Raw genomic sequence first — 23,769 nt, 5'->3', positions numbered from 1 at the left:
ATAAGCTAATTGAACTAATCTTCCCCTGCCACAATCTCAAACGGATGCGCTAACGAATTTCCTAGTCCATCTATCACATGCAGCGTATGCTCTCCTGCCTCTAGCAGTAACGCCATCTGATGTTCGCCTCTAGTTTCTCCTAGATAGGTAGCATCTACGTGCCAATAAAGCGTTTGTTGATTATCGCGATGGGCCGCCTCAAAAATCGTTCGTCCCCGCTCACCTTGTAGTTCGTTAGGGATATATATTTTCGCATGAGCTTTCGGATAGATAATATCCATTGGAATGCGGTTATTAGTAACTGGACGACAGTCAGCCCGATAAGGTGGTAAGGGGCGATAGCTGGGGTGCTTACGCTGATAATACCACTCTTGCACCGGGGGCAGTGCAAACCACTGCTGAGCTTGCATCTGGTGAACGGATTCACAATTACTTTGCACCTGATAAGCTCCACTAGCATCTAGCTGAACCTGCTGGTGGTAGGGCGAGATAGGTGTTTTCAATCCAGCCAACGGAACCCAGCGGCTAATAGTATCAGTAGCATGACGCGGAGCACGATAACCACTGGAAGTACTAACTACTACTTTCGCCATATCGCTACGAGGCACGTCAAACCAATCGGTAGCGGGCATTAACTGTACAATATCAAACAATAGCGGAGCCGCAGCAGTCACTCCGGTTAAACCCGATCGCCCTTCCCCGTCGGCATTACCTACCCAAACGCCAACGACATAGCGAGGGGTTAATCCTACCGCCCAGGCATCACGGTGACCGTAGCTGGTTCCGGTTTTCCAAGCTAACGACTGGGACGATGAAAAATACTGCCAGCCCGTTTCATTTTCGGGCCGAGCTACTTCCTGCATGGCTCGAAAGGCAAACCACAGTGATGATGCGCCTAAATGACCATATTCAGATTGTACTGAAACCTTCGCTGAATCAGCTTGTGCTTCGTAACTGAGTGGGTGAATATCGGAATGGCTGTAGCGATTGGGTTCGGGGTTACGAAAGTATTGGTTTAACGACCGAGCCATACTAGCGTAGATACCCACCAAGTCCCAGAGGGTAACTTCAGCTCCGCCTAAAATCAAACTTAAGCCGTAGTGACCCGGTGGCTGGGTCAGCGTGGTCATACCGAATTGCTTTAGTTTATGGTGTAACTTTTCTACACCGTAGTCTTGTAGCATCCGCACCGCTGGAACATTGAGTGAGCGCGAAACTACCTGATCGGCAGGAACGGCTCCTTCAAACTGCTTACTGAAATTCTGGGGAACAAAACCATCAATATACGTAGGAATATCCGGTACCAGTGAGTGGGGCAAAAGGCCGCCTTCGTGCAGCATAGCCGCGTAGAGGATTGGTTTGAGCACACTACCCGTACTACGCGGCGCGGTGATAATGTCCACCGAAGATCCATGCTCCACTCCCGGTTCACTGTTGCCTACATACGCTTGGGTTTGCCCGGTTTTAACATCTACCACTAGCGCGGCAGCATTATAAATATGGTTTCCTCTCAGCTTCTGAGAGTGCTTTTTTACTAAAGCCGTCACTTGCTGCTGGAGCGAGGCTTCTACTGTAGTAGCAACTCGAGTGCCCTTCTTCCCTTCTTGCAGTACCCGAGTTAGCAGATGAGAAGCTTTCTGCGGTAGTGGATGGGGAGCACTTGGCAGCGGTTCGCCCAGGGCTAGTTGAAGTGTCAACGAGTCAATTACCTGACGGGTATACAGTTTGTTCAGTAGACGGTTACGCTTTCGCAGGAGTAGTTCCTCATTCTTACCTGGGTACAGCAAGGCTGGGCTGTTAGGCAGTACCGCCAACAAAGCACTTTCGGCCCAGGAAAGCTGCGCGGGCTGAACACCAAAGTACCGCCAGGCAGCCGCATCTAACCCTACAATATTTCCTCCGAAAGGAGCTTGGGAGGCGTATAAATTAAGAATCTCATCTTTAGACAATGCTAGTTCTAATCGAGTTGCCAGCAGTATCTCCCGTAGCTTCTCCACTATTGTCCGGTCTTTTTTTCGGGCTAACCGGATAACTTGCATCGTGAGAGTGCTTCCCCCGCTCACGATGCTTCCTGCGCTTACATTCTGGTAGGCGGCTCGAATAAGCGACACTGGATTGAAGCCGGGATGCTGGTAGAAGTACTGATCTTCAAAGTGCAGAATAGCCTGCCGAAACTTCTCACTCACCGTATCGGAAGGCGGGAATCGCCACTGACCATCATCAGCAATACTGGCTCCCAGCAAATTTCCTTTTCGGTCTTCTACTACTGTCGTGTAGGGAGTATCAAATTTGGGGAAAGGCAAAGAAAAGTAATAAACTAGGAGAATAGCTAATCCAATCCCAGCGGTTAACCAGTACTTTCGTGGTAGTTGGTATGTTCTTTTCTTTAACATGTGGTATTGTCAAGGAACCATTACCTCCCAGTAGCGGGTTCGCTGGGAAGTTCCGGTTGAGTTTTCTACGGTTAGGGTCACCACATAATACACTCCAGCCTTCTCGTACTTATGTACCGGAGAAGCTTCGCTCGATTGCTGTCCGTCACCGAAGTCCCAAGTCCATTTTTCTACCTCTCCTACGGATTCATCTTTGAAGTATACCATTCGCTTGGTCGGGTCAACTACTGCAAACGACCACTCAGCTTTTAATTCCGGTAAAAACCGCTCTTCTAGTGGCATTAACCGAAATGCACACAGATAAGAGGCGTCTTTGACCATTAAGGTATTATGAGAAAGGTTATTGTGCCCTTCTCGTTTACCGCCGTCAAAGTCTAGAACTGACCAAGATAGTCCAATATAATCATCCGCCCGAAGCTGGCTCTCCTGCGCTTGTTCTACTCCACTGTGGGGGGCATGATCGTAGGGGGTAATGTAAAATTCCAGGGTAAGATGCCCACTTTCCCCCGGCTGAAAATCGTATTGATACGCCCGGTTGGCCTGCGGAAACTCAGCAATCCAGGGTTGACTGCCCCAGATCAGCGTCCAAGCATTATTTACCGGGGGAGTAAAGATATGGTAGTTTTGCGCGTGAACCCCACTGAACCGCAAATGACTGTAAATATGAGCCGGATCATCTCCCATTTTTCCCGCATCCTTCAGCATATCATTGTAAATAAATGGCCCGCCCGAAAGATCGCCATCCACTACTACCTCAAAAATATCATTCAAATATCCCTTGGGGTTGAACCGCCTAAAGTCCCAATAATCATCGTAGGCTTCGTACAGAAAGTATAAACGGTTGAGTCCTTCTACCCATCCTACTCTTATCTTCACATTAAGGTCGGTAGTATCTACCGGATAAGGTGTGTTATCCTCTGTATCTTTCAATAAGCTGGTACCGTAGATATTTTCGTTGGGGTAAATCGCCCAGTCGTCAGTCTGTCCATCAATGCGCGGAATCTGATGTCTAGGAAATTGAAATACTTCAAATTCTATATCCGGCCTCACCGTATTAGGCACGATTGGCTGAGCAGTTATCGGCTCATAAAACCAGATCAAGCTTGGCAGAATAAACAAGAGAACAAATTGTCTTAGATCAATACGCATAGCGAAAAGATTACCGAAGAAAATATAATTTCCATCGAAAAGTAGTATCTTCAAACATATTATCTAGATTTTTATAGCTACACATCTACATGTCTCGACGAAGAGAATTTTTACGCAAGAGCCTCAGCGTAGGAATGGGATTGGCCGTCGCTCCTCAATTAGCGAAAGCTCGATCTTCTACGCTCAAGGATATTTCTATTGTAGACACCCACGTACACTTCTGGGAGTTAGATCGACTGGAGTACCCTTGGTTAGAGAGTAACGAATCATCGCTCAGCCAGGATTTTCTACTAGCTGATTATCAGCAAGCTACCCAGGGCTATCAGGTTAATAAAATCGTTTTTGTAGAAAGCGGTAGAGTACCCTGGCAATACCTGGAAGAGGTCAAGTGGGTGCATCAGCTAGCTAAACAACACGATCTGATCGGTAGTATGGTGGCTTATTTTCCGGTTGATCAGGGTGAGTCAGCCCGAACTGAACTAGAAGAACTGGCGGCCTACCCCTTAGTGCAAGGGGTTCGTAGTATGGGAAATACGCAGGAACAGCTTGCTTCGGCTCAGTACCGCGATGGATTACGCCTGCTATCTGAGCTTGATCTAAGCCTGGATGTACACATTGGCACTACTGATTTTGACGATTATCTTACCTTAATTGACCAATATCCGAACCTACGTTTCGTGCTGAATCATCTGGGATTGCCGAATGTGAAAAATGGTGAGCTAAATACCTGGAGAAGTGGGATACAGCGATTGGCCGAACGCCCCAATGTGGTCTGTAAACTTTCTGGCTTACTGACCCGCTGCCACCCGGAGCAGGTCGATAACGACTTCCTGAAGCCCTACATACTTGCCCCCCTGGAGTACTTCGGTACCAAGCGAATAATGTTTGGCAGCGATTGGCCGGTACTTACCCGGGCTAATACTTTCAATGTTTGGGCGCAATTGCTGGAGGGGCTTACCAATGAACTAAGTCAGCCGGAATTAACTCAGATTTTTTCACAAACTGCCCGGGAAGTCTATCGTATAGATTAGTCGTTATAAAAGCGATACTGTACTCAAAGTAGATACGCTCTAACACTGAACTGAAGACTCTCGAGAAATATCTACGTAGATCACTTCTAAGCTGGTAAGTTTTCCGTGACGCCGTAGCGCGGTTTTAATCGCCATACCCACATCTCCTTTCGCCGAGAAGTTGTGATAGTACCGAAGTACAATAATACCCGACTGCAAACAAATATACTCTACACTGTATCGGTTATCCGGGGCTATAGCTGACGAGAGTTGACCGTATTGGTCGCCAGTGAGATTCGGGGCCTTTACAATAACCAGACTGCTGTTCTCGAATTTATCTTGGGCAGCAGTAGGAGGGGTATACACGAATACTGATACAATTAGCAGACAATAAAATAATATGATCTTCATGACAATGGCTTTAAGTATATGATAAATTGACCCTTCACCTCAACCCTTTCGTTTCATAGTCTACAAATAAGTAACTGTCGATTGCGGACTGTGAACTTATCGTTATCCTCTTTATTTCTCTACGCTCAAGTAACTTATTTGAGCTGATAATTTCCATGACTTACATTAGGTAAGCAACTGATTATTTGCCAGTTATACATATAAACACTTACCCTATCTTTCACCTAGCTTTTTCTTAGCGTAAGATTTTATTTATTCTAATACATGAACATATTTTCATATGTTTCGTACATTTGGATATGATAAAGCTATTTTAAGTAACCCTTTAACCAATAATCTCCTTATCAACTGTATCACCGCATGAGCACGATCGAACTTATTGGATATATTTCGGCAGCCGTGATTGGCTTTAGTTTAGGGCTAATTGGGGGCGGAGGTTCAATTCTAACAGTTCCAGCCTTGGTTTACTTGATAGGAACTGACCCGGTACTATCTACTTCGTATTCGCTGTTTATTGTTGGCGTAGCGGCATTGGTAGGCTCACTTAACTACATGAAACAAGGTTTAGTGAGCTACCGTACCGCCGTGATATTCGCCATCCCATCACTTACTGCCGTGTATGTCACCCGGCGGTGGATTGTACCTGTCATACCCGAAGAAATAGCCCATTGGGGCGACTTTGTTCTGACCAAAAGTATTGCTGTGATGGTATTCTTTGCAATACTCATGGCAATCGCTTCTTTCTCCATGATTTACTCCGACAGGAAACCGGAGGCAGATAATAAACAAGAAGCTCTTCGCTTTAATTACCCACTGATTTTACTGGAGGGAACCGTAGTGGGAGTACTAACGGGCTTAGTTGGAGCCGGAGGCGGCTTTCTCATTATTCCCGCCTTGGTACTGCTAGTTAAGCTACCCATGAAGCTGGCCATTGGAACCTCGCTGCTAATTATTGCCGCTAAATCGCTTATTGGCTTCGGGGGTGATATTGGGGTGCAGCCTATTGAGTGGATGTTCTTGCTAAGCTTTACAGCTATTGCCGTGATCGGTATCTTTGCCGGTACGTATGTTGCTCGCTTCGTCGCCTCTCAAAATTTAAAAATAGGGTTTGGCTGGTTTGTGCTGGCTATGTCCGTTTTTATTATCGTAAACGAATTAATCATTACCTAATCATCGTATACTATGGAAGTTAAGCAGTTTTATGACCAAGCACTGGCTCACGCCTCCTACATTATTGTCAGCGACCAAGCAGCCGCATTGGTTGATCCGGGGCGCGACCCACAACCGTATTTAGACTTCGCTCAGGAGCATAAGGCCACTATTGTCGCAGTTTTTGAAACCCATCCGCACGCCGATTTTGTAAGCAGCCACTTGGAGTTTTACCAGAAACAAGGAGCCACTATCTACATTAATTCTAAAATGGGAGCCGACTACCCCCACCAGACCCTGGACGATGGTGAGCAGGTGCAAATTGGGCGAGTAAGCATACAAGCACTATTCACTCCTGGCCACTCTCCCGACCATAACACCTACTTATTGCTCGATGAAACCGGAAAACCGCATTCAGTGTACACCGGCGACTCGCTGTTTGTTGGTGATGTTGGTCGACCGGATTTACGGGAAGCGGCGGGGCACCTTCGCTCCAAGCGGGAAGAACTGGCTCAGCAAATGTACGATACTGTTAATACTGTTTTTCGACCTATGGAGGATAATGTGATAGTGTACCCCGCCCACGGTGCCGGATCGCTCTGTGGTAAAAATATGGGACCAGAAATGTTTAGTACTATTGGGCAGGAGAAACAGCAAAACTGGGCGTTTAAGATTGATGATAAAAATCGTTTTGTAGAAGCGTTACTGGCTGACCAGCCCTTTGTACCCCAGTATTTCCCCTACGCGGTAGAAGTAAACCGGGAAGGAGCTACTTCCTTTAAAGAGAGCCTAGCGAAAATACCACTACTTACCCCCGACAGCAGTTTAGCTGCCGACGCTCCCGTAGTGGATGTTCGTAGCCAAGAAAAGTTTAAGCGAGGACATTTGCCAGAAGCTATCAATATTCAGGAAGAGGGAAAATTTGAGACTTGGCTAGGCACGCTTATCTCTCCCGAAACTCCGTTCTATTTGGTAGTAGATAATGAAGAGCAACTCGAGCGTACCCTACGCCGGGCGGCCAAAATTGGCTATGAAGCTTATGTGAAAGGGGTGATTATCGCTGAAGAACTACTGCCTCAGACTAGCCCTGCGTTAGATGTAGCGCACTTTAAAGCGCACCCGGAAGAATACACCATTGTAGATATTCGTAATACCTCTGAAGTAGCAGGAAATACCATTTTCCCCCAAGCAACCTCTATTCCCCTACCCGAGTTGTCAAACAGGGTCAATGAGATTGATACCAGCCAGCCGATAGTCGTTCACTGTGCCGGAGGGTATCGCTCGGCTGCCGGAGCCAGTATTCTGGAAGCTAAATTTCCTGATGCTAAGATTTACGACCTAAGCGAAGCGGTAAAGGAGTTTTAGCTCATCAATTACTGGTTTGGCATGTAAGAATTTAGAGGGTGCAATTGCTCAATTGCTAGTGATTCACAGACTACCGTCACTAGTTTCACTGGTCACTTAATTACGAGGTTCAAGTTTGGAAAAGTGACGTATCAAAAATAAATTCCGGTCTCCGGTCTCCGGTCTCCGGTCTCCGGTCTCCGGTCTCCGGTCTCCGGTCTCCGGTCTCCCACTACTCATGCACCGATAAAATCGGCACAGATGAGCTAATCACTAGCTTTTTGCTAACACTTTTATGAAACAGACTCTCTAAGGCCGCATAGTGGCGAGGAATTACCACCAGTAAATCTGCTGGGTGTTCTTGCAAATACTGCTCAATGCCTCGGGCCGGAGCTTTATCTTCCACAAAATGATAGCTGTGGGGTACATCTTTCAAAAGGTGACTGAGTTGCAACGCCTCTTGCGCCTGTTTTGCTGAAACGGTAGCCGGATGAGGGTGAACGTGAATCACCTGTACCTTGGCCTGCCACAACTGCAACAATTGCTTAAACAATATAAGCGATGGAGATGGCTGAGTAGCTTCCAGGTCGGTAGCGAAAGCTATGCGCTGGGGATGAAACTCCGAAGTAGTGTAGGGCACCGCCAGTACCGGACAAGGCGCATTACGCATTACTTGCAAAGTGGTGCTTCCTAACCAGTTGGCCGAAGCGTTTACGCCCCGACCGCCCATTACTACCAGGTCTACTTTTTCATCCTCAATGGTATCACAGATACCCTCCAGGGGCATGGATAATTTAGTTATCAAGCGGTGAGCCACCGACTGAACTTCAGGCATAGTACTCATGAGCTTGATAAGCTGTTTCTTGGTTTCTTCCTCAAACCGCTCAATTATGGGTGAGGTAGCAAAGAAGCTAACTTCTTTCCCAGTAGGAGCCTGAAACACATGCAATATTATGAGTTCGGGAGAAGAGAATTTAATGTTAGATGGGGCACTTTCTACCAACTGGGCTAAAGCAGCGGCGTAGCGCAGTGCCCGGGTAGCATCGGCTGAGAAATCTATCGGCACTAATATTTTCATGGCTAATTTGGGTTATTGATTAACCGTAAATTAGTCGGTACCACCCCAGAAGCAATGATTTCTGTCAGCTCAAACTATGACTTAAGCCCACTATTTTACTGAAGAAATGGTAAACGAGAAGCGTGTGTGGCTTTTGCTTCGGTCTTGCTCTAAAAGATTGGGTAAATTTATAGAGTAGAAGGGAGATATACGTTAAACCAGTGAATATAAGTACAATATCTAAAGTGCTCAAAGTCAATCAAGCTACAAGCCCCATACGTTTTTACAACTTGCGAAGGGTCGTTTAAGAAATGTAAAATGGCCAAACATTCATATCTGTTTACTAAATAAAAATAAGTTTCTGTTTGAATAGCAATTTTTCCTATATCATTCTTGCAATCTTCAGCTTAGGTCGCTGACTATATGTAAACCTACTTTTGAACTCATCAGTATTTAAACCAAGAATGTTTGCTAGTTCTTCTACAGAATAGTCTAATTCATTCAAATGAAGTTTCACTACCTCATCCAAAATGAATGCCTTTTCTTCCGGCAATTGAATAGCTTCTGATTTTGTCATTCCTCTTTTAGAAAACCCTATTTGAAGGTTTCTGTATTCATTACTGTTTATTGTTCCTAACTGCTTAGCTCGTTGGACTAGTGCTCTCATTGATACTTTCCAATATCGCTTTAGCTCTCCCAGTTTTGGGAAGTTCAGCGAACGTAATGAGTTAATTATTTCATCTCGGGGCATCAAGAATTCTGAAGCAAATCTGTTTGCTTCATCCTCAACATCCTCACTAATATTTGGTATGTCAAAATGCATCAGCATATGACCTAGTTCGTGTGATAAGGAAAATCTTTGCCTATCGTGAGACATTCTCTCATTTAAGAATATTATGTGTATTCCTTTATCGCTAATCGTAGACAATCCATCTATTTTTTCTGTGAACAAATCAGTTTTAACAACGAGTATGCCTTTGTTTTCAAGCAAGTTCACTAAGTTTGGTACAGGCCCCCTTGGTATCTTAAAAAAGTACCTAGTCTTGCGTGCAATTTCTTCTGGGGTTTCTTCATCTGGATTAAAAGAGATTAGAGTAGTTTCGGGTAACTCTACCGCTTCAGCTAATGAATCGATATTCTGTCTGAAGATCTTCGCTATTGCCTCTATCTGAGCAATGGTCTTTTGTGGAATAGTTACTTTCTTCCTATAGTAATAATGACTTACAGGAGCAGTGGGAGTTTTTGTAAAAAAAAAGCTGTCTGGGTATGCCAGTACTCGTGTAAGTTTTTTAAATGCACTGTCAGGAAGAGATTGCTCGCCTTTTTCAGCTTTTGAAAGCTTTCCTTGAGATACACCAATTTTCTTGGCTAATACTGACTGAGACATACCTCTAGATTCTCTTCCCAATGTAATCATATGAGGATTTATATTGTCTAGCATAAATTTTTATTCTCCTATTTTCTTTTTAGATACTCTATCTGGTTTGACTCTTACTCTGGGTTTAACTACTTCGGATTCGTTTATGCCCACGATAGGGTTGACTATTTCTTCCTCGTGACGTATTGATACTGTTTCTTCAGTAGCTAAATGAGTTATGTCGTATGCATATACAACAGTGTCCGATGATATGAGATACTGAAACTCAATTCTTTGCAAAGAATTCCAAAATTCATCGACGTGATAGACTAGAAATAACACGTGCTTATCGAGACCCTGCTGTTTAATAATATCGTCTTGCTTAGTCTTTATGTTAGATACAGGATCTTTTTTAAAAAAGAGTATGTATTTATCACTAAGTATAGCATAACTGCGCTTATTTCCATTCAAGCCTTCATGGAAAATCCAATGATTGTTTCTACATCGTTCCTGAATTGCAGCGACAATAGAATTGTTGAGCATATTGGAACGGGTAGTTCTATCGTAGTACGGTTTAATATTCGTTGCAAACTCATCAAACGCATACACACAACTTTGCGCGATTAGTTTAAAAACTTCTTGATTTGTAGAACACTCAAAGTCTTTATGATCGAAGTCGCTCTTTTGTTTAAAAAGTGGTATTTGTATCCAGTGCATAACCTGTTTGTTTGGCTTGCAACAAATGTAAGTAAATTATTCCAATATAATTACTAAACTATTACAAAATTATTTTTTCATACTGACATGTGTACTTTGGTTAATTAAAGATTAAAGCTATCGCCTTTTCTCTAGTAAATTCTATTAACATAAGAGGACTTATCAAAACTTCAGGGAGCAATTCTTAGGATTATGCAAACTTTATCTATTGCAAAACCATCATAAAGAAGAGGGCTATAAAGTTGAATTTACTGCTAATAAAAACGGGCGAAGTAGATATACCTCACCCGTATCAATCGCTATCTTTACAACTGCCTATTTCTCAGCCCAATCTACCCCGGTATCTTTCCAACTGCGGTCAGCCGCTGAATCTAGTATCGCTTCGCACACTTTTTGGGTCTCAAGGGCATCCTTAAACGTAGGGTGACAGTCGGCTTCGCTTTCCAGGCTTTTCAGAAAGTCAGCCACTTGGTGTACAAACGAATGCTCGTAGCCCAAACCTAATCCGGGTACCCACCACTTGTCCAAGTAGGGCTGATCACCATCGGTTACGTGAATAGACCGCCAACCTCGTACAATAGATTCATCACCGTGGTCGAAGTACTCCAGACGGTTCAGGTCGTGCAAGTCCCAGCGGATAGAAGCATGTTCGCCGTTAATCTCAAAAGTGTATAGTGCTTTATGACCTCTAGCATAGCGGGTAGATTCAAACAAGCCTAACGAACCGTTGGCAAAGTGGCAGTGAAAAATACAGGCATCGTCAATACCTACCTTTTGCTTCTCGCCACTTCCGGCGTGTACCCGCTCCTTTACAAAGGTTTCCGTCACCGCCGAGACGTCTTCAATTCCACCGTTTAGCCACATGGCAGTATCAATACAGTGAGCTAATAAATCTCCGGTAACACCTGAGCCAGCCGCTTCTACATCCAGTCGCCAAGTACCTTCCCCACCCTGCGGCACTTCGGGGCTAATGGTCCAGTCTTGCAAAAAGTTGGCTCGGTAGTGAAAGATCTTACCTAGTTTACCGGAATCAATTACCTGTTTCGCCAAGGTGACAGCCGGAAGGCGGCGATAGTTGTACCAGACAGTGGTGGCTACTCCGGCTTTCTCTACTGCATCTACCATTTTCTGCGATTCTTCCAGCGTGCGGGCTAAAGGTTTCTCGCAGAGAATCATCTTACCCGCTTCCGCGGCGGCAATGGCAATTTCGGCGTGGGTATCGTTAGGCGTGCAGATATCTACCGCATCAATATCGTCGCGGGCAATAAGGTCGCGCCAGTTGGTTTCGTAGGATTCGTAGCCCCACTGCTCGGCAAAGGCTTTTACTTTATCTTCACTACGAGAGCAAACCGCTGTAAGCACCGGTTGGTACTGTAGGTCAGGGAAGAAATTACTCACTCGATTATATCCATTGGAATGCGTTCTTCCCATGAAGCCGCGACCAATTAGCCCGATTTTTAATTCTTTTTTATCCATGATTGTTAATTGTTGAAGAGTTGAATGATTGAAGAACTGAAGGGAACAAGAACTAAATATTTGAAGGATTGCAGTTCAGAGGATTTAAAGAACTCAATGGACTATCGGTAACCGTTTACTCATTCCTTCGATTCCCACTTTCTTCCGCTCTTATCCCCCTCAGTTCTTCTACTTCATTGTACATTGCTAACTGTTCACTGGTAATTGTCAATCCCAGCCGTGCTCATTGCGCACTTTTACCATGAGGGCTAGGATGTCATTCCAGGTTTGCTGCTTTTCCATCACATCGTTATCGAACATACAGCCATCCCAGCAGATATGCTTAAAGGCTTTGGTAGAATTACCGTTTTCATCGCGCAGCCAGTAACCAGCATCATGGGCTACATCTAGTTTTCCGTTGGGATCAGTTGCCAAACAGTGACGACCGGTTTTATCGTGGGAGCCGGTTCCGTGTACAGTTCCGTCGTTTTGGGCTACGTGAAAATCAATTGTCCAAGGGCGTAAAGCTTCAGTAACTTTCTTCAGTCCGGCTTCCAACGTCTCGCGGTCGTTCCAATCAAAATCCTGGGGCAGGATACGGTCTTCGGGGCGGTTGTAACCAAGTAGATAGAGCAATGTGTGCGACATATCGGCTTGGAAACCAATATTAGGTCGATCAACGGTTTCCAGCGTGTCCACCATCGTTCGCCAACTATGCATACCGCCCCAGCAGATTTCGCCTTCGGCGGCGAGTTTTTCGTTGTAGTCAGCGGCTACATCACAAGCTTCCTGGAAAGTTTTTACAATAAGCTTATTGCTACCCTCAATGTCTTGAGACCACTGCTCGGGACTAGAGGCAGTATCAATACGAATAACTCCGTAAGAACGAACGCCGTGTTCACGCAGTACTTTTCCGAAATGGCAGGCCTTTCGTACCATTTCTACGAAGGTCTTACGGTCATCGTCGCTACCCAGCACTGGTCCGCCCCATACCGGAGCTACCAAGCTACCGACGTTTAGATTGTGCCCGGCAATTTTATCCGCTAGCTTTTTGATTTCATCATCGGAACTGTTGATATCAATATGCGGATCAAGCAGGCCGAGATCTACTCCATCGAACTTCACTCCGTCTACTTCCGCCGCAGCGGTCATCTCCAACATCTTATCGAAGGGAATAACGGGTTGAGAATCGGGGCCTTTACCGACAATGCCGGGCCAGGTGGCGTTGTGTAATTTAGGATACGTATGGTCACTCATAACGTCAGGTTGTTTTGTTGGTAAAAAAAATAGTTTATGTGATTATTTCGGTCTCAAAATGTAAAAGCATCAGATCTTCGCTACTTAATGCTAAATTTACTAACGTTTCTCCTTGTTTATTGGCAAACTCAATTTCGTAAACTGCTTCGTCCAATTCTTCTACCACTGTCCCTACTTGTCCTTTCACTAATTTTTCCTCAGGTATGTCTTTCAACAGAGCTACTACATCTAGTAACTTCAAGGGCGATTTATCAATACGGTTCTTTTTCATAATTACTTCACGTAGCAAGACGTTAACTTTGGAAAGCCCTCGTCTTTCTTAATGATCCATCCAGTTCTTACAATTGCTTCTTTATCTAAATTACGAATTTTTATATCTACAGTGTACCTTTTACCGTATTGATCTTCTCGCACAAACGAAGCTTCGTGTTTCGGCAAAGTCTCTAATATAGCTTCTTTCAACAGATTTGCATCTTGGCGAGTCAAACCTAACACTGATTTGAATACTCTGGCTTTATCCTTACCCACCGGATGGAAAGAGTTTAGACAATAATCCGCTAACTTTTCTATTGCGATGAAAGCTTCCTCATAATTTGGTAGTAGACTCATTAGCCTTCTCCTTAAATAGCGCGATCAGAGGACTTATCTCACATAATATCCGCCGGAAGATCAGGGTTTTTGGGTCCGAAGTGCTTGAGCATTACAATGGGATCGGTAGCCGACTGGTTGGTAATCTTCACTCCCTCTTTAGCCGCCGCTTCGCTAACGAAGTATTCATCTTGGGTTAGTTGGCCGTAGCGGATCATAGTGGGAGTTTCAACGTTCCAATCACCCATAGTGCCGTGCCCTTGCATCATAATCATACCGTAGGCAGCACTATCTTTAATAGTAACGGTCTGACCCGGCGCCACGGTTAGTTCTTTCGCGCTAAAATCGTGGGATCGGTAGCAAATCCATTTTTCTTCATAGCCCTCAGACGCTTCCGGGTTTATCGCTATCGGAGCCATAAAGCGAGTTTCTAGCAGGTTTGGATTGGTGTTTAGCTCCCAGTCAATTACTTCCATCAACTGGTTATAGTCGCCCATCCGATCTTCGGGGGTACCGTTCCACAGTAGCTCTTCGGGAATAATAGCCTCGTTCACTAGTGACTGATACATGGCGAATACATCCGACGCTTTTTGGGGTTCGTAGGTACACATGCTACCCGGCGCGTGTAACATTCCGGGAGGCACATCCCAACCGGTACCGGGCTCTAGTCGAAAGGCCGAAGAATAGTTAGTGATTTTATTATCTCCCTTCGTGAAATTTTTCAGGCACTCCAGAATCTGTTCTTTGGTAGTACCGGGCGTAATGCCGAAGAAGGTATACGGAAAATCTCCGCCGTGATTATTTACCTGCGGTGGGAAGTAGTAAGCTTCGGGTTTACCCTTTTGCCCAATCTTAGCCGCGTGCTCATCGTTATGATGAATGTGGTGCGGTAGCGGTCCCATGTTATCGAAGAATTTAGAATACATCGGCCAGCTTTGATATTCATTCCAGAGGCGATCGCCAATCAATCCGCCCTTTAATTCTTCTACCGCATCGCGTAGCAAAAACTGCTTTTCCTGATTCCCGTCGGTAAATACTACCGCACTTAGACCTTCGTGCTCGCCAGTAAGTGGGCCATTTTTGGCGGGAGTAGTGGATGAAAACCAGCGTTCGTCAATACCACCTCGTTCACCACCCAGTACGTAATAGTCGTCGGGATGTAGTTTGATACGGCGACCAGGCACGCAGAAGGAGCGAGGTACCCAGGTAGGAGTTAGTCGCAAAATACCTTTTCCTTGGTCTAAGGCATCTTGCATAACATTTATGTCGGTAAGCATTTTCATAGGTTATGGTTCTAGTTGAAAGTTGACAAGTGATAATTGATAGTTATAGGAAGGTTAGAAAATTAAGCGTCTAAATTTCGCATTTCATATCTCGTATTTCACATCTCATAGGTGGTTATCTAAAAAATGATTAATGCCAGATGGCTCGGTCAGCACTTCTATTTCTAGCGAATATTTCCGGCTTTCGTCGGGCTCTAGTTGAATCAGGGTATTGTTGGCTCGGGCTTGCGCCTGACCAATGGGTGGATTCGTGCCCGGTTCTAGTCCGGTGACGTACTCCCCTTTCCCCCAGTGTTGCCAATTGGTAAGCCAGGGCAATTGCTGTTTCGGAAACCGTAAGACCACTGCTAGATTTAACTTTGGATTGTGAATACCACAGGTACATGTTCCGTTTTCATCAGCTTGAATATTAATAAAGGCTACATCTTCACCCGTACCGTTATGTTCACCAAGCGGCGCAGGGCACTGACAAAAATCATTATCCTGACGGAAGATACGCCCCGGTTCTCCGCTCGGGGTCTGCCAGTCACCGCGCCAAACTAATTTAGCACCTTCATCTACCAATGGCCAACCAAAGTTGCAGTGGTACAGCAACATATGCGGTGCCGAAGTATTTCCTCGGTTGATTACCTCATCCTCAATACGAATTATAGAACTTCCGATTGTACTAGAGATCGTTCGGTACAGCTCCAGCGATGGCCCAAACACAGTGGTTTCCCTGATTCGTCCGCTAATACTCATATTCATTTTGCCAGTCGCAATGTCTGGCTGGATGATAGATTCTATTTCCGCGGGGGTATTGCTGATTCTGCCGTGTAATCCTCGCTCACCACGTTCGTCTTTTTCCGGGCCACCTACGTGGGTTAGGCCGCAGGTAGTAAGCAGTCCGCCACCAAAGTTTCTTAGCCAGTTTATTCCCTGATTAGCGGAAGCTTGAGGAGGAGTGATTCCCCCGTGACTGAGCCAAGCCAGACTGTGCTGCTGAAAAAAGGCATCAGCAATATCCATTGCCCGATCCAGCACCACTTTGTAGCGTAATCCAGTTCCCGTATTGATCCACGCGATGCGGGTTCCTCGCCCCTGACCATTATCTAACACGGAGGTTTCAATGCCGCCGAGTTGCGCCGGATTAGATAATTTGCCAGCCCAGGGTGCTATGGAAGTTTTTTCTTCCATCAGGACGAACCAGCGTGCTTTTTTACCATTTCCCGGATAAACTTCAATCCTTGTTCGGCCATGTCCCAGGGCTGAGCAAACTCTCGCCATACGTTAATAGCGTTAGCAAAATCAGGATCGTTACGGGTAAACCCTTCAATGGTGTACCAACCCTGGTAATTGATTTCGGATAGGGTAGCGAAGGTTTCGTCCCAATGCACATGTCCGGCCCCCGGCGTACCCCGATCGTTTTCGCTAATGTGAAAATGCCGCAGATGCGGGGCGATGGTTTTCATGGCCTCGCCTACTTTTTTCTCTTCAATGTTGGCGTGATGAGTATCGTACATGGCTTTCACCTGCGGATGATCGGCCTTTTCAACTAAATGTAATAGCTGATCCATTGTATTGCAGAGGTAACACTCGAAACGGTTGAGTGCTTCTATGGTCATTACCACATCTGCCTGAGCCGCGTGGTCACCGGCAGCGTTTAGAATTTCGGCACTTCGGTTGTATTCATCTTCAGTAGGCGCGTGCCCAGCAAAGGTAGCAAAAGCAGAGTGATAAGGGCCACACAGCACCTTAGCGTTCATGTCGTGGCAACGATCAATCGCCCACTTAATCCGATCTAACCCGTTTTTTCTCACGCTCTCTGATTCATCAATAAGATTTTCTTCTGCCGACAGTGTAAAAACGTTAGTCACCTCTAAGCCAATACTTTGGCAATGATCCCCCATTCTTTTGTAGATGGCTGCCTCTTCGGCCCCGACAAAAAATTCCACTCCATCGTAGCCAATTTTCTTTAGCCGGTCAAGAATGGGCAATAGTTCTTCTGAAACTACGGCTGACCAAGCCAGCACATTAAATCCGATTTTATTCATTTGCGTTTTTTAATGATTAGTGATTGATGAGTAATGATGAATGTAAGTTGAGGAGTTTATTATTCATCAGTCATTACTCATCAATCATTAGTTAAGTTAAAGTTGTTTTAGGCGAATATTACGGTACTCTACTTGCATAGGCGGTCCTACGTGTACTTGTACTCCGAGCTGACCTTGCATACTTCGGTTTACGGTATCGTCGTCGGTAACATCACTCATCAACACTCCATTCACGTAGTGTTGAAGGCGATTTCCGTTTACGATAAGGTGCATCTCATTCCAGTCTCCCTGTTTTATATTGGTTTTCAGCGAATCTGATTCCCCTAATGACGCGGTAACGTTCCGATGCGCCCAGGCATTTCGTTTTACGTTAGCCCGTAAAGAACCGGGTTCCGCCGGATTCTCCTGGCTCGTAATAGTTGTCTGCTCGCCTCGGTAGGCTAAAGTAGTCCGCTTTTTCTCTTCGTAGTTCTGACCTGTATAGCGATTTTTTCCGTCGATATCGGCTTGATAACCCCGCAAAGCGTAGGGAATAGTATCAATCCGTTCACTGCGATAATTGATACCACTGTTGCCATTCTCGGTAATCCGAAACTCGGTTTTAAGCTCAAAATTGGCGGGTGTACCGCCCTGCCAAATGATAAATGAATTACTTTCTACACGTGTTTCCGGAGTAATCTCTCCCACCAAGCTACCGTTCTCTACTCGCCAGTAGGTAGAGTCCCCTTCCCAACCGTCTAAAGTTTCACCGTCAAAAATTGACCGAAAACCCTCTTCCAATTCAGGCGGTGGTGAGGTTTCTTCGTCGGTGTTCTGAGAAACGGTCTGGCAACTAGCTGATAAGGAAACCACGAGAAATAGTGGTACAATAAAAAGTCGGTTTAGCATAGGGTGTGGTTTCGTATATATTTCTAAATCAGACAGTAGAAGAGTCCAAAGCTATTTGCCAGCAGCACTCTCTTCCTGATAAATCTCATGCTCAGGGTCGCCACCCGCCATTAAGTAGGCAATTAAGTCTTTCAACTCGTCTTTGTTAAGCGGCTTAATGAGGTTGGGGGGCATGACCGACACCGTAGATAGTTTAGTTTCCTCAACCTCAGCTTTAGGCACTTCCCGAATGTAATCCGGGGCAAATGGATTCTGTGATAAATAATAATTTTCTTCATCTTGATCGGTGAGCCGTCCTACTAATGACTTTCCGTTTTTCAGATACAAGACCGTAGAAGCGTACTGATCGGAAACTGCTTGGTTCGGCTCAATAATGGCTTCAATCATATCTTTAGTAGAAAAACGGGTACCCAAGCGGGTTAAATCCGGACCGATGATACCGCCCTCGCCCCGCATACTGTGGCAAGTCTGACAGCGCGTAGCGACGTACATATTGGCCCCTACTTCAAAATCAGCATTTTTCAAACCCAGCGTATCTAACGTAGCCACGGCTTCATCTATTTTCCAATCCCGGCGAGGTCCTTTGGGACGCGGTACGTTCGCCAAATCCCGACCGTTGTTGGCAAGCAGCGAATCGCCGGATAAGTTATTATAGTACTCAAATTTATCTTCGGGCACATGAGTAAGAGCTTCTTTACGGGCTTTATCAATAAAACCGATGTAGCTGTTGCCCGCCTCAAAATCAAAGGCTTGGTAGAACCATTGGAAGTACCGCTCCCGCTGCTCGGGAGTCCAGCCCGACTCTTGTTCGCTAAGTACGGTAGCGTAGTAGGTTTGCTGCGCCGGGGGAATGTCTTTCAACATCCGGGCAATATCTAGCCCGTATTGCGGATTCCGTAAAATCAGATCGGAACTTTCCGTAGCCAATTCGGCCTGAGCTGGTGCTTGGCTTTTTTCTTCCTCTAGCGGATTGCCGCTCAGCAAAGTCAAGGTAGTTTCAATCACTTCTGATGCATCTAAATGTACCAGCAGTTTGCTTAGTGAAGCATTGATAATTTCATTGTCAGCCGGATACTGGTCACTCAGGTAGTCAACCACCGTCTGTTTAGTATCAGTACTAGGCTCACCCATACGAACCAGCGTAAGTTCAAACGCCCGCAGTAAATCTGCTTGCTGCTGATCTTCCAGTTCGTTGTAATCTACTTTAGTCAATTTACCCAGCATTTTATCTTTCAGCGACGGCTCGCCGGGCGACGACTCGCCGTGACGGGCTAGAGCAATCATACCTTGCGTAAGCGTTACCGGATCATCTTCGCTCATTACTTTTTCTTGCCACTCGGTCACCGGTTGTTGTTCCACTGCAATACGAGCCGCGTAGCGCACGAACCGATCCACGTGATTCAGGTTCGGCCAAGCAGCTTCTACCCCACCCGTGGCACCTTCTTTATGATATTCTTCCAGTTGCTTTCTTAACTGATTGGCTTCATTTACCTCCGCCACCGTATTATTGTTTTCGGCTACTTCACCATCGTAGTATACGCGGTACAAATCAGAATCCAGGCGACGCCCTCCGGTCATAAAGTACATTGCTCCGTCAGGCCCAATTACTCCGTCGGTAAGCGGTAGGGGCATACCCGACACAAACTCTTCCCGCTCGCCCCGGTAGGTGCTACCTTCGGGAGTTAGATGAATGGCGTAAATAATCCCGAAACTCCAATCAAAGGCGTATAAAGCTTTCTGGTATTTCTGAGGGAAGGCCGCTCCCTGTCCGTAGATAACTCCGGTAGGCGAACCCTGACCAATGTTTAGTACGGGCGGCAGATTATCAGGGTACGCGGGCGACCATTTGCCGTTGCCGGTGCGCCAGCCGAACTCGCTACCACTGGTTACGTGGCAAATACGGGTCGGTCGGTACCAGGGCATTCCTAAGTCCCACTCCATATCAGAGTCGTAGGTAAACATATCCCCGGCATCGTTGAAGGCAATATCGAAAGGGTTACGAAATCCGGCACCAACTAGCTCCCAACGCTCACCGGTCGGATCAGTCTTAGCAATCCACCCACCAGGAGCCGTGCGGTCGTTGGCATGGCCCCGGGGGTCTTTAATCTGCGGAAATAAATTATCGTATTCCCACACTTTGGGTAGCCGATAGTGATCCATCTCCGGTAAGTCAGTATGATTTCCGGCAATTACGTAGAGCGACTCTCCATCGGGCGAGGGAATAATGCTGTGGGGCCCGTGCTCACCTGAGCCTTCCAACGATTTTAGCAAAGTTACTTGGTCAAACTCATCATCACCATTAGTATCCTGCAAGCGGTACAAGCCACTTCCTTTATTAAAATCCTGGTCTTCGTCGTTTTCTTTTAGACGATGATTAACCATCACGTACAAACTATTGAAAGCATACAGCAAGCCCTGCGCGTAGCCCATCTGCACCACCGAATCGGCTACCGGATCGTCTGATTCAATGCGAATCTTTTCTATCTCAGGGGTTAGGTCATCCGCCCCAATTTCAGGAACAGTGAGCCGATACAGTGTACCGTACTGATCGGAAACGGTCAGACGTCCCTTATCATCAAAGGCCATAGAAACCCAAGAACCCATGTCATTTGCTGAAGGACTAAACAAATGCTCGGCTTTAAAGCCAGATTGAAGCTTGAGTTTATCAATTTTAGGATTGGGGACGGCAACTGCTTCGCCACTTTTCTTAGCAGGTACTTCCAAAAACGTGGGGTTCAGTATAAAGTAGCTGAGAAAAAACAGTTGGATGATAATATAATTTAGGTTCATAAGTAGTATAAGTGATCTTTCCTGAAAAGATAATAGAATTTGTTGATAATCGCCCGCTTTGTTTACAAGATTCGTAAAACCACTAATTTTATCAATCCGGTGGAAGAGTATATCCTGCACCCTCCTGTTTATTAAAAAATAAATGGTTCAAGCAATAGAGGGTATTCTGATAAACTTCTAAGGTTCGTAACGTCACGAGCCTCGGGGTAAATAATTGTCAGAATAAGGTTTAATAGGCAAGAAGGTAGTGTACTTTAAATAAGGATGGAAAGATTAAAAATTTGGCAATGGAACAGTACTTCGTATTATTGGATCGACCAAAATCTAAATAATATGACTACTTGTCCTCATTGCCAAAGCTTGAAGATCGTAAAAAACGGATTTACCTCCTACGGTAAACAAAACTATCGTTGTCGTGTCTGCAAACGTCAAGCGGTAGAAAGAATGCCCGCTACTACATTTGAAAGAGAAGAACTATTAAAGAAGCTATTGTTAGAACGGGTTTCTCTCCGAGCTATCGCCCGTATCTTGAGGGTAAGTTTGCATTGGGTGGTTCAGCGTGCTAAACAGTGTTGGCAATCAGTAAGTACCGAGCTTCCGATAGGCAAGTTGGATACCCCTGAACTACACTTATATTGTCTGGAAGCAGATGAGATGTGGACGTTTGTAGGGGCAAAAGACTGTCCCGAGTGGCTCTGGTTAGCTGTAGAACGGCGGACGGGACTAGTAGTAGGGTTTCACCTAGGGGGCAGGGATCAGGAAGGTGCTCTAGGACTATGGTTGAGCATTTCTAAAAAACTACGCAAGAAAGCATTGGTATTTACCGATGGGTTAGCTGCTTATGCGAATGTTTTTGAGCGAGGCCAGCATCAGCCCGAAGGAAAGCCCCAGACTATCAAAATAGAGAGATTAAACAATACCATCCGACAACGATGTGCTCGCTTAGTCCGCAAAACGCTGTCCTTCTCTAAAGTTTGGGAAAACCACTACCTGGCAATCAAATACTTCTTGGTAGATTACAACCTTAGCAGATTAGCAAAAAAACCATCCTTATTTTAAATACACTACCGGCAAGAAGCAACTTCTGATTTTTACTTTTAATAAGGAACAGAAGCATCTTGTTAAATTTTTTCACGAAATCTTAACATTGAGATAACATTTAGTAGCTCATCATTTATTACATTTGAAGAACTGTGGGCTTTTAATTATGCGTAATGATATGCAAGTAACTGCCAGTGAGTCGGCATTAGTTCTCCAGCTAAGTCAGGGGCAATCGGTGGCTTTCGAGGCGTTATTCCGTATATATTATTCTCGACTTTATCGCTTTGCGTACTCACTATTGCGGTCCGCAGAGGATGCGGAGGAGATATTACAGGATGTATTTATTCAGGTTTGGGAAAAACGCCAACAGCTTGATCCAGAAAGCTCATTTTCCAGCTACCTATTCACTTGCACTAAGCATAAAGCACTTAATGTTATCCGACACCGGGTGTACGAACGGCAGTATCAATCGCAGTCTTCAGCAAATGCTATTAGCACAGATACTGAGGAGCAGATTTACTTCCAGGAACTCCAGGAAGCTACCCAAAACGCAGTAGATGCCCTTCACCCTCAACGTAAGCGTATTTTTAAAATGAGTCGGGAAGAAGGGCTCACTTACCGTGAGATTGCCCAAGCACTCGGTATCTCCCAAAAAACAGTAGAAAACCACTTAGGTCTCGCCCTCAAAGACCTCCGCCGATCGCTCAAAGAGCATGTTATCCCGCTTCTCTTTCTGCTTAGCTTCTTGTTTATCTGATTTTGACGTTTTCTTTTCTCTCCATTGGGGGTATTTACCTTTTCGTGTGTATACCAGTTGTAAATAAACACGGGTATGCAGAAAAATATAGATGAAGCACTCTTTCGAAAGTTTTGGCGGGGAGAGTGTACTTCTGAAGAACAGCAACGCGTAGAGGCTTGGTTAACCAATCCCGAGCACCAATCACTGGTAGATCGATGGTTGAAGCAAGAGTGGGATACTCCTACTAGTCCGCCTCCCAGTCGCCTACCGGATACTGAGCAAGCCTTGCGCCGTCTCCAACAATCCATTTCGCCACCAACCGAAGCACCTACCCTTCCCCTTCACCGCCGAACAGTTCCGTACTGGCTACGGATAGCGGCGACCCTTGTGCTCCCTATCATAGCTCTAGCGGTGTATTACTTCATTTACCAAACCACCGAAGTCACTTCAGCGACGCTCGCTCCGCACGTATCGTACGAAAACCCATCCGGACAACGATCTAAGATACGTTTGCCCGATGGATCTACTGTTTGGCTGCAAGCAGCTAGCGCATTGCAGTTTCCTCCGGGGCTACGTGGCCCCCTCCGTGAAGTTTCTTTGGTAGGCGAAGCCTTCTTTGAGGTTACGGAGAATCCAGATCGCCCCTTTGTGGTCCATACCCCCGACATGGATGTTCGGGTGCTCGGCACCTCCTTCAATGTGAGTGCTTTCCCTGACGATTCCGTAACCGAAACCACTTTAGTCAGCGGCAGTGTGGCTCTAAGGCAACCCAATGATTCCATCGATCAATTAATTATTGAGCCTAATCAGCAAGCGTACTACCATCATGCTTCCGGAGCTTTCTCGAGCCAGACGGTAGACCCTTCCTTCGCTACTGCCTGGAAAGAGGGTTACCTAAAGTTTCAGAATCACTCTTTCGCGGAGGTGGCAACTGAACTAGAACGCTGGTACGGGGTCACAATCCAGTATGATGCCCAAAAGCTGTCCGACCAGCCAATCACCTTTACGCTTTCAGATGAGTCGCTAGAACAGGTGCTGCATCACCTGACTACCCTATTACCTATCCACTACACCATTGATCGTCAACACATTATCATTGACTAACCCC

Annotated in this window: 21 protein-coding genes; 6 read left to right on the top strand and 15 right to left on the bottom strand. The window is 45.7% G+C overall.

All coding sequences use genetic code 11. The features are described from left to right. Positions 1 to 14 precede the first annotated feature (14 nt). Together pbpC and P0M28_RS24115 are read right to left on the bottom strand one after the other, a co-directional pair. Positions 15 to 2,303 (bottom strand): penicillin-binding protein 1C, encoded by a 2,289-nt coding sequence (gene pbpC, locus P0M28_RS24120; protein WP_302205783.1) that lies wholly within the window; start codon positions 2,301 to 2,303, stop codon positions 15 to 17. A gap of 99 nt (positions 2,304 to 2,402) precedes the next feature. Next, complete coding sequence (locus P0M28_RS24115) at positions 2,403 to 3,596, bottom strand: PKD domain-containing protein (RefSeq protein WP_302205781.1); 1,194 nt, start codon at positions 3,594 to 3,596, stop codon at positions 2,403 to 2,405. A gap of 35 nt (positions 3,597 to 3,631) precedes the next feature. Between P0M28_RS24115 and P0M28_RS24110 the strand changes: the two genes are divergently transcribed. After that, positions 3,632 to 4,573, top strand: coding sequence for an amidohydrolase family protein (locus P0M28_RS24110; protein WP_302205780.1), 942 nt, complete (start codon positions 3,632 to 3,634; stop codon positions 4,571 to 4,573). 39 nt (positions 4,574 to 4,612) lie between these two features. Here the strand turns inward: P0M28_RS24110 and P0M28_RS24105 are convergent, their stop codons facing one another. Continuing rightward, positions 4,613 to 4,963 (bottom strand): hypothetical protein, encoded by a 351-nt coding sequence (locus P0M28_RS24105; protein WP_302205779.1) that lies wholly within the window; start codon positions 4,961 to 4,963, stop codon positions 4,613 to 4,615. 360 nt (positions 4,964 to 5,323) lie between these two features. Here P0M28_RS24105 and P0M28_RS24100 point away from each other — a divergent pair, with 360 nt between their 5' ends. Continuing rightward, positions 5,324 to 6,133, top strand: coding sequence for a sulfite exporter TauE/SafE family protein (locus P0M28_RS24100; protein ID WP_302205778.1), 810 nt, complete (start codon positions 5,324 to 5,326; stop codon positions 6,131 to 6,133). A 12-nt stretch (positions 6,134 to 6,145) separates the two neighbouring features. Beyond that, positions 6,146 to 7,477 carry an MBL fold metallo-hydrolase gene (locus P0M28_RS24095; RefSeq protein ID WP_302205777.1) on the top strand — a complete coding sequence of 444 codons (1,332 nt, stop codon included), beginning with the start codon at positions 6,146 to 6,148 and terminating at the stop codon, positions 7,475 to 7,477. A gap of 211 nt (positions 7,478 to 7,688) precedes the next feature. On the opposite strand, the gene P0M28_RS24090 is transcribed toward P0M28_RS24095, so the two are convergent. The 12 genes from P0M28_RS24090 to P0M28_RS24035 all read right to left on the bottom strand — a co-directional run bounded on the left by P0M28_RS24090 (position 7,689) and on the right by P0M28_RS24035 (position 20,881). Continuing rightward, on the bottom strand, positions 7,689 to 8,534 hold the full coding sequence (locus P0M28_RS24090) for a universal stress protein (RefSeq protein WP_302205775.1): 846 nt from the start codon (positions 8,532 to 8,534) through the stop codon (positions 7,689 to 7,691). A 361-nt stretch (positions 8,535 to 8,895) separates the two neighbouring features. Beyond that, positions 8,896 to 9,954: an ImmA/IrrE family metallo-endopeptidase gene (locus P0M28_RS24085; protein WP_302205774.1), complete on the bottom strand. Its 1,059-nt coding sequence runs from the start codon at positions 9,952 to 9,954 to the stop codon at positions 8,896 to 8,898. Positions 9,955 to 9,960: 6 nt separating this feature from the next. Continuing rightward, positions 9,961 to 10,587, bottom strand: a complete 627-nt coding sequence (locus P0M28_RS24080; protein WP_302205772.1) for a hypothetical protein — start codon at positions 10,585 to 10,587, stop codon at positions 9,961 to 9,963. Positions 10,588 to 10,902: 315 nt separating this feature from the next. Further along, positions 10,903 to 12,066 (bottom strand): Gfo/Idh/MocA family protein, encoded by a 1,164-nt coding sequence (locus P0M28_RS24075; RefSeq protein ID WP_302210936.1) that lies wholly within the window; start codon positions 12,064 to 12,066, stop codon positions 10,903 to 10,905. Between the two features lie 204 nt (positions 12,067 to 12,270). Then, positions 12,271 to 13,299, bottom strand: coding sequence for a sugar phosphate isomerase/epimerase family protein (locus tag P0M28_RS24070; RefSeq protein ID WP_302205771.1), 1,029 nt, complete (start codon positions 13,297 to 13,299; stop codon positions 12,271 to 12,273). 34 nt (positions 13,300 to 13,333) lie between these two features. Further along, on the bottom strand, positions 13,334 to 13,570 hold the full coding sequence (locus P0M28_RS24065; RefSeq protein ID WP_302205770.1) for a DUF4926 domain-containing protein: 237 nt from the start codon (positions 13,568 to 13,570) through the stop codon (positions 13,334 to 13,336). Positions 13,571 to 13,572: 2 nt separating this feature from the next. Beyond that, entirely contained in the window at positions 13,573 to 13,908 is a 336-nt protein-coding gene (locus tag P0M28_RS24060; RefSeq protein WP_302205768.1) for a DUF6883 domain-containing protein, read from the bottom strand. A gap of 38 nt (positions 13,909 to 13,946) precedes the next feature. Continuing rightward, positions 13,947 to 15,170: a class I mannose-6-phosphate isomerase gene (locus P0M28_RS24055; protein WP_302205767.1), complete on the bottom strand. Its 1,224-nt coding sequence runs from the start codon at positions 15,168 to 15,170 to the stop codon at positions 13,947 to 13,949. Between the two features lie 105 nt (positions 15,171 to 15,275). Further along, entirely contained in the window at positions 15,276 to 16,346 is a 1,071-nt protein-coding gene (locus P0M28_RS24050) for an aldose 1-epimerase family protein (protein ID WP_302210935.1), read from the bottom strand. Beyond that, positions 16,346 to 17,203, bottom strand: coding sequence for a sugar phosphate isomerase/epimerase family protein (locus tag P0M28_RS24045; RefSeq protein WP_302205766.1), 858 nt, complete (start codon positions 17,201 to 17,203; stop codon positions 16,346 to 16,348). Before P0M28_RS24045 ends, P0M28_RS24050 begins: the two co-directional genes overlap by 1 nt. A gap of 96 nt (positions 17,204 to 17,299) precedes the next feature. After that, positions 17,300 to 18,091 carry a 3-keto-disaccharide hydrolase gene (locus tag P0M28_RS24040; RefSeq protein ID WP_302205764.1) on the bottom strand — a complete coding sequence of 264 codons (792 nt, stop codon included), beginning with the start codon at positions 18,089 to 18,091 and terminating at the stop codon, positions 17,300 to 17,302. Between the two features lie 51 nt (positions 18,092 to 18,142). Next, the gene (locus P0M28_RS24035) at positions 18,143 to 20,881 is read right to left on the bottom strand and encodes a c-type cytochrome (RefSeq protein ID WP_302205762.1); all 2,739 of its coding nucleotides are present in this window, start codon (positions 20,879 to 20,881) and stop codon (positions 18,143 to 18,145) included. 333 nt (positions 20,882 to 21,214) lie between these two features. On the opposite strand from P0M28_RS24035, the gene P0M28_RS24030 reads away from it, so the two are divergent. The 3 genes from P0M28_RS24030 to P0M28_RS24020 all read left to right on the top strand — a co-directional run bounded on the left by P0M28_RS24030 (position 21,215) and on the right by P0M28_RS24020 (position 23,765). Next, positions 21,215 to 21,940 carry an IS1 family transposase gene (locus P0M28_RS24030; protein WP_302205761.1) on the top strand — a complete coding sequence of 242 codons (726 nt, stop codon included), beginning with the start codon at positions 21,215 to 21,217 and terminating at the stop codon, positions 21,938 to 21,940. A 148-nt stretch (positions 21,941 to 22,088) separates the two neighbouring features. Continuing rightward, complete coding sequence (locus P0M28_RS24025) at positions 22,089 to 22,679, top strand: RNA polymerase sigma-70 factor (protein WP_302205759.1); 591 nt, start codon at positions 22,089 to 22,091, stop codon at positions 22,677 to 22,679. A 75-nt stretch (positions 22,680 to 22,754) separates the two neighbouring features. Next, positions 22,755 to 23,765 carry a FecR domain-containing protein gene (locus P0M28_RS24020; protein WP_302205757.1) on the top strand — a complete coding sequence of 337 codons (1,011 nt, stop codon included), beginning with the start codon at positions 22,755 to 22,757 and terminating at the stop codon, positions 23,763 to 23,765. The last annotated feature ends 4 nt before the right edge of the window (positions 23,766 to 23,769 follow it).

The organism is Tunicatimonas pelagia, assembly GCF_030506325.1.
Classification (GTDB): Bacteria; Bacteroidota; Bacteroidia; order Cytophagales; family Cyclobacteriaceae; genus Tunicatimonas; species Tunicatimonas pelagia.
This window is presented reverse-complemented; position numbering and strand designations above follow the sequence as displayed.

What these genes read in the sequence shown, in the direction of transcription:
- P0M28_RS24110 (WP_302205780.1), top strand. Translation starts at nt 3,632, where the DNA reads ATGTCTCGACGAAGAGAATTTTTACGCAAGAGCCTCAGCGTAGGAATG.
- P0M28_RS24105 (WP_302205779.1), bottom strand. Translation starts at nt 4,963, where the DNA reads ATGAAGATCATATTATTTTATTGTCTGCTAATTGTATCAGTATTCGTG.
- P0M28_RS24100 (WP_302205778.1), top strand. Translation starts at nt 5,324, where the DNA reads ATGAGCACGATCGAACTTATTGGATATATTTCGGCAGCCGTGATTGGC.
- P0M28_RS24095 (WP_302205777.1), top strand. Translation starts at nt 6,146, where the DNA reads ATGGAAGTTAAGCAGTTTTATGACCAAGCACTGGCTCACGCCTCCTAC.
- P0M28_RS24090 (WP_302205775.1), bottom strand. Translation starts at nt 8,534, where the DNA reads ATGAAAATATTAGTGCCGATAGATTTCTCAGCCGATGCTACCCGGGCA.
- P0M28_RS24085 (WP_302205774.1), bottom strand. Translation starts at nt 9,954, where the DNA reads ATGCTAGACAATATAAATCCTCATATGATTACATTGGGAAGAGAATCT.
- P0M28_RS24080 (WP_302205772.1), bottom strand. Translation starts at nt 10,587, where the DNA reads ATGCACTGGATACAAATACCACTTTTTAAACAAAAGAGCGACTTCGAT.
- P0M28_RS24070 (WP_302205771.1), bottom strand. Translation starts at nt 13,299, where the DNA reads ATGAGTGACCATACGTATCCTAAATTACACAACGCCACCTGGCCCGGC.
- P0M28_RS24065 (WP_302205770.1), bottom strand. Translation starts at nt 13,570, where the DNA reads ATGAAAAAGAACCGTATTGATAAATCGCCCTTGAAGTTACTAGATGTA.
- P0M28_RS24060 (WP_302205768.1), bottom strand. Translation starts at nt 13,908, where the DNA reads ATGAGTCTACTACCAAATTATGAGGAAGCTTTCATCGCAATAGAAAAG.
- P0M28_RS24055 (WP_302205767.1), bottom strand. Translation starts at nt 15,170, where the DNA reads ATGAAAATGCTTACCGACATAAATGTTATGCAAGATGCCTTAGACCAA.
- P0M28_RS24050 (WP_302210935.1), bottom strand. Translation starts at nt 16,346, where the DNA reads ATGGAAGAAAAAACTTCCATAGCACCCTGGGCTGGCAAATTATCTAAT.
- P0M28_RS24045 (WP_302205766.1), bottom strand. Translation starts at nt 17,203, where the DNA reads ATGAATAAAATCGGATTTAATGTGCTGGCTTGGTCAGCCGTAGTTTCA.
- P0M28_RS24040 (WP_302205764.1), bottom strand. Translation starts at nt 18,091, where the DNA reads ATGCTAAACCGACTTTTTATTGTACCACTATTTCTCGTGGTTTCCTTA.
- P0M28_RS24035 (WP_302205762.1), bottom strand. Translation starts at nt 20,881, where the DNA reads ATGAACCTAAATTATATTATCATCCAACTGTTTTTTCTCAGCTACTTT.
- P0M28_RS24030 (WP_302205761.1), top strand. Translation starts at nt 21,215, where the DNA reads ATGACTACTTGTCCTCATTGCCAAAGCTTGAAGATCGTAAAAAACGGA.
- P0M28_RS24025 (WP_302205759.1), top strand. Translation starts at nt 22,089, where the DNA reads ATGCGTAATGATATGCAAGTAACTGCCAGTGAGTCGGCATTAGTTCTC.
- P0M28_RS24020 (WP_302205757.1), top strand. Translation starts at nt 22,755, where the DNA reads ATGCAGAAAAATATAGATGAAGCACTCTTTCGAAAGTTTTGGCGGGGA.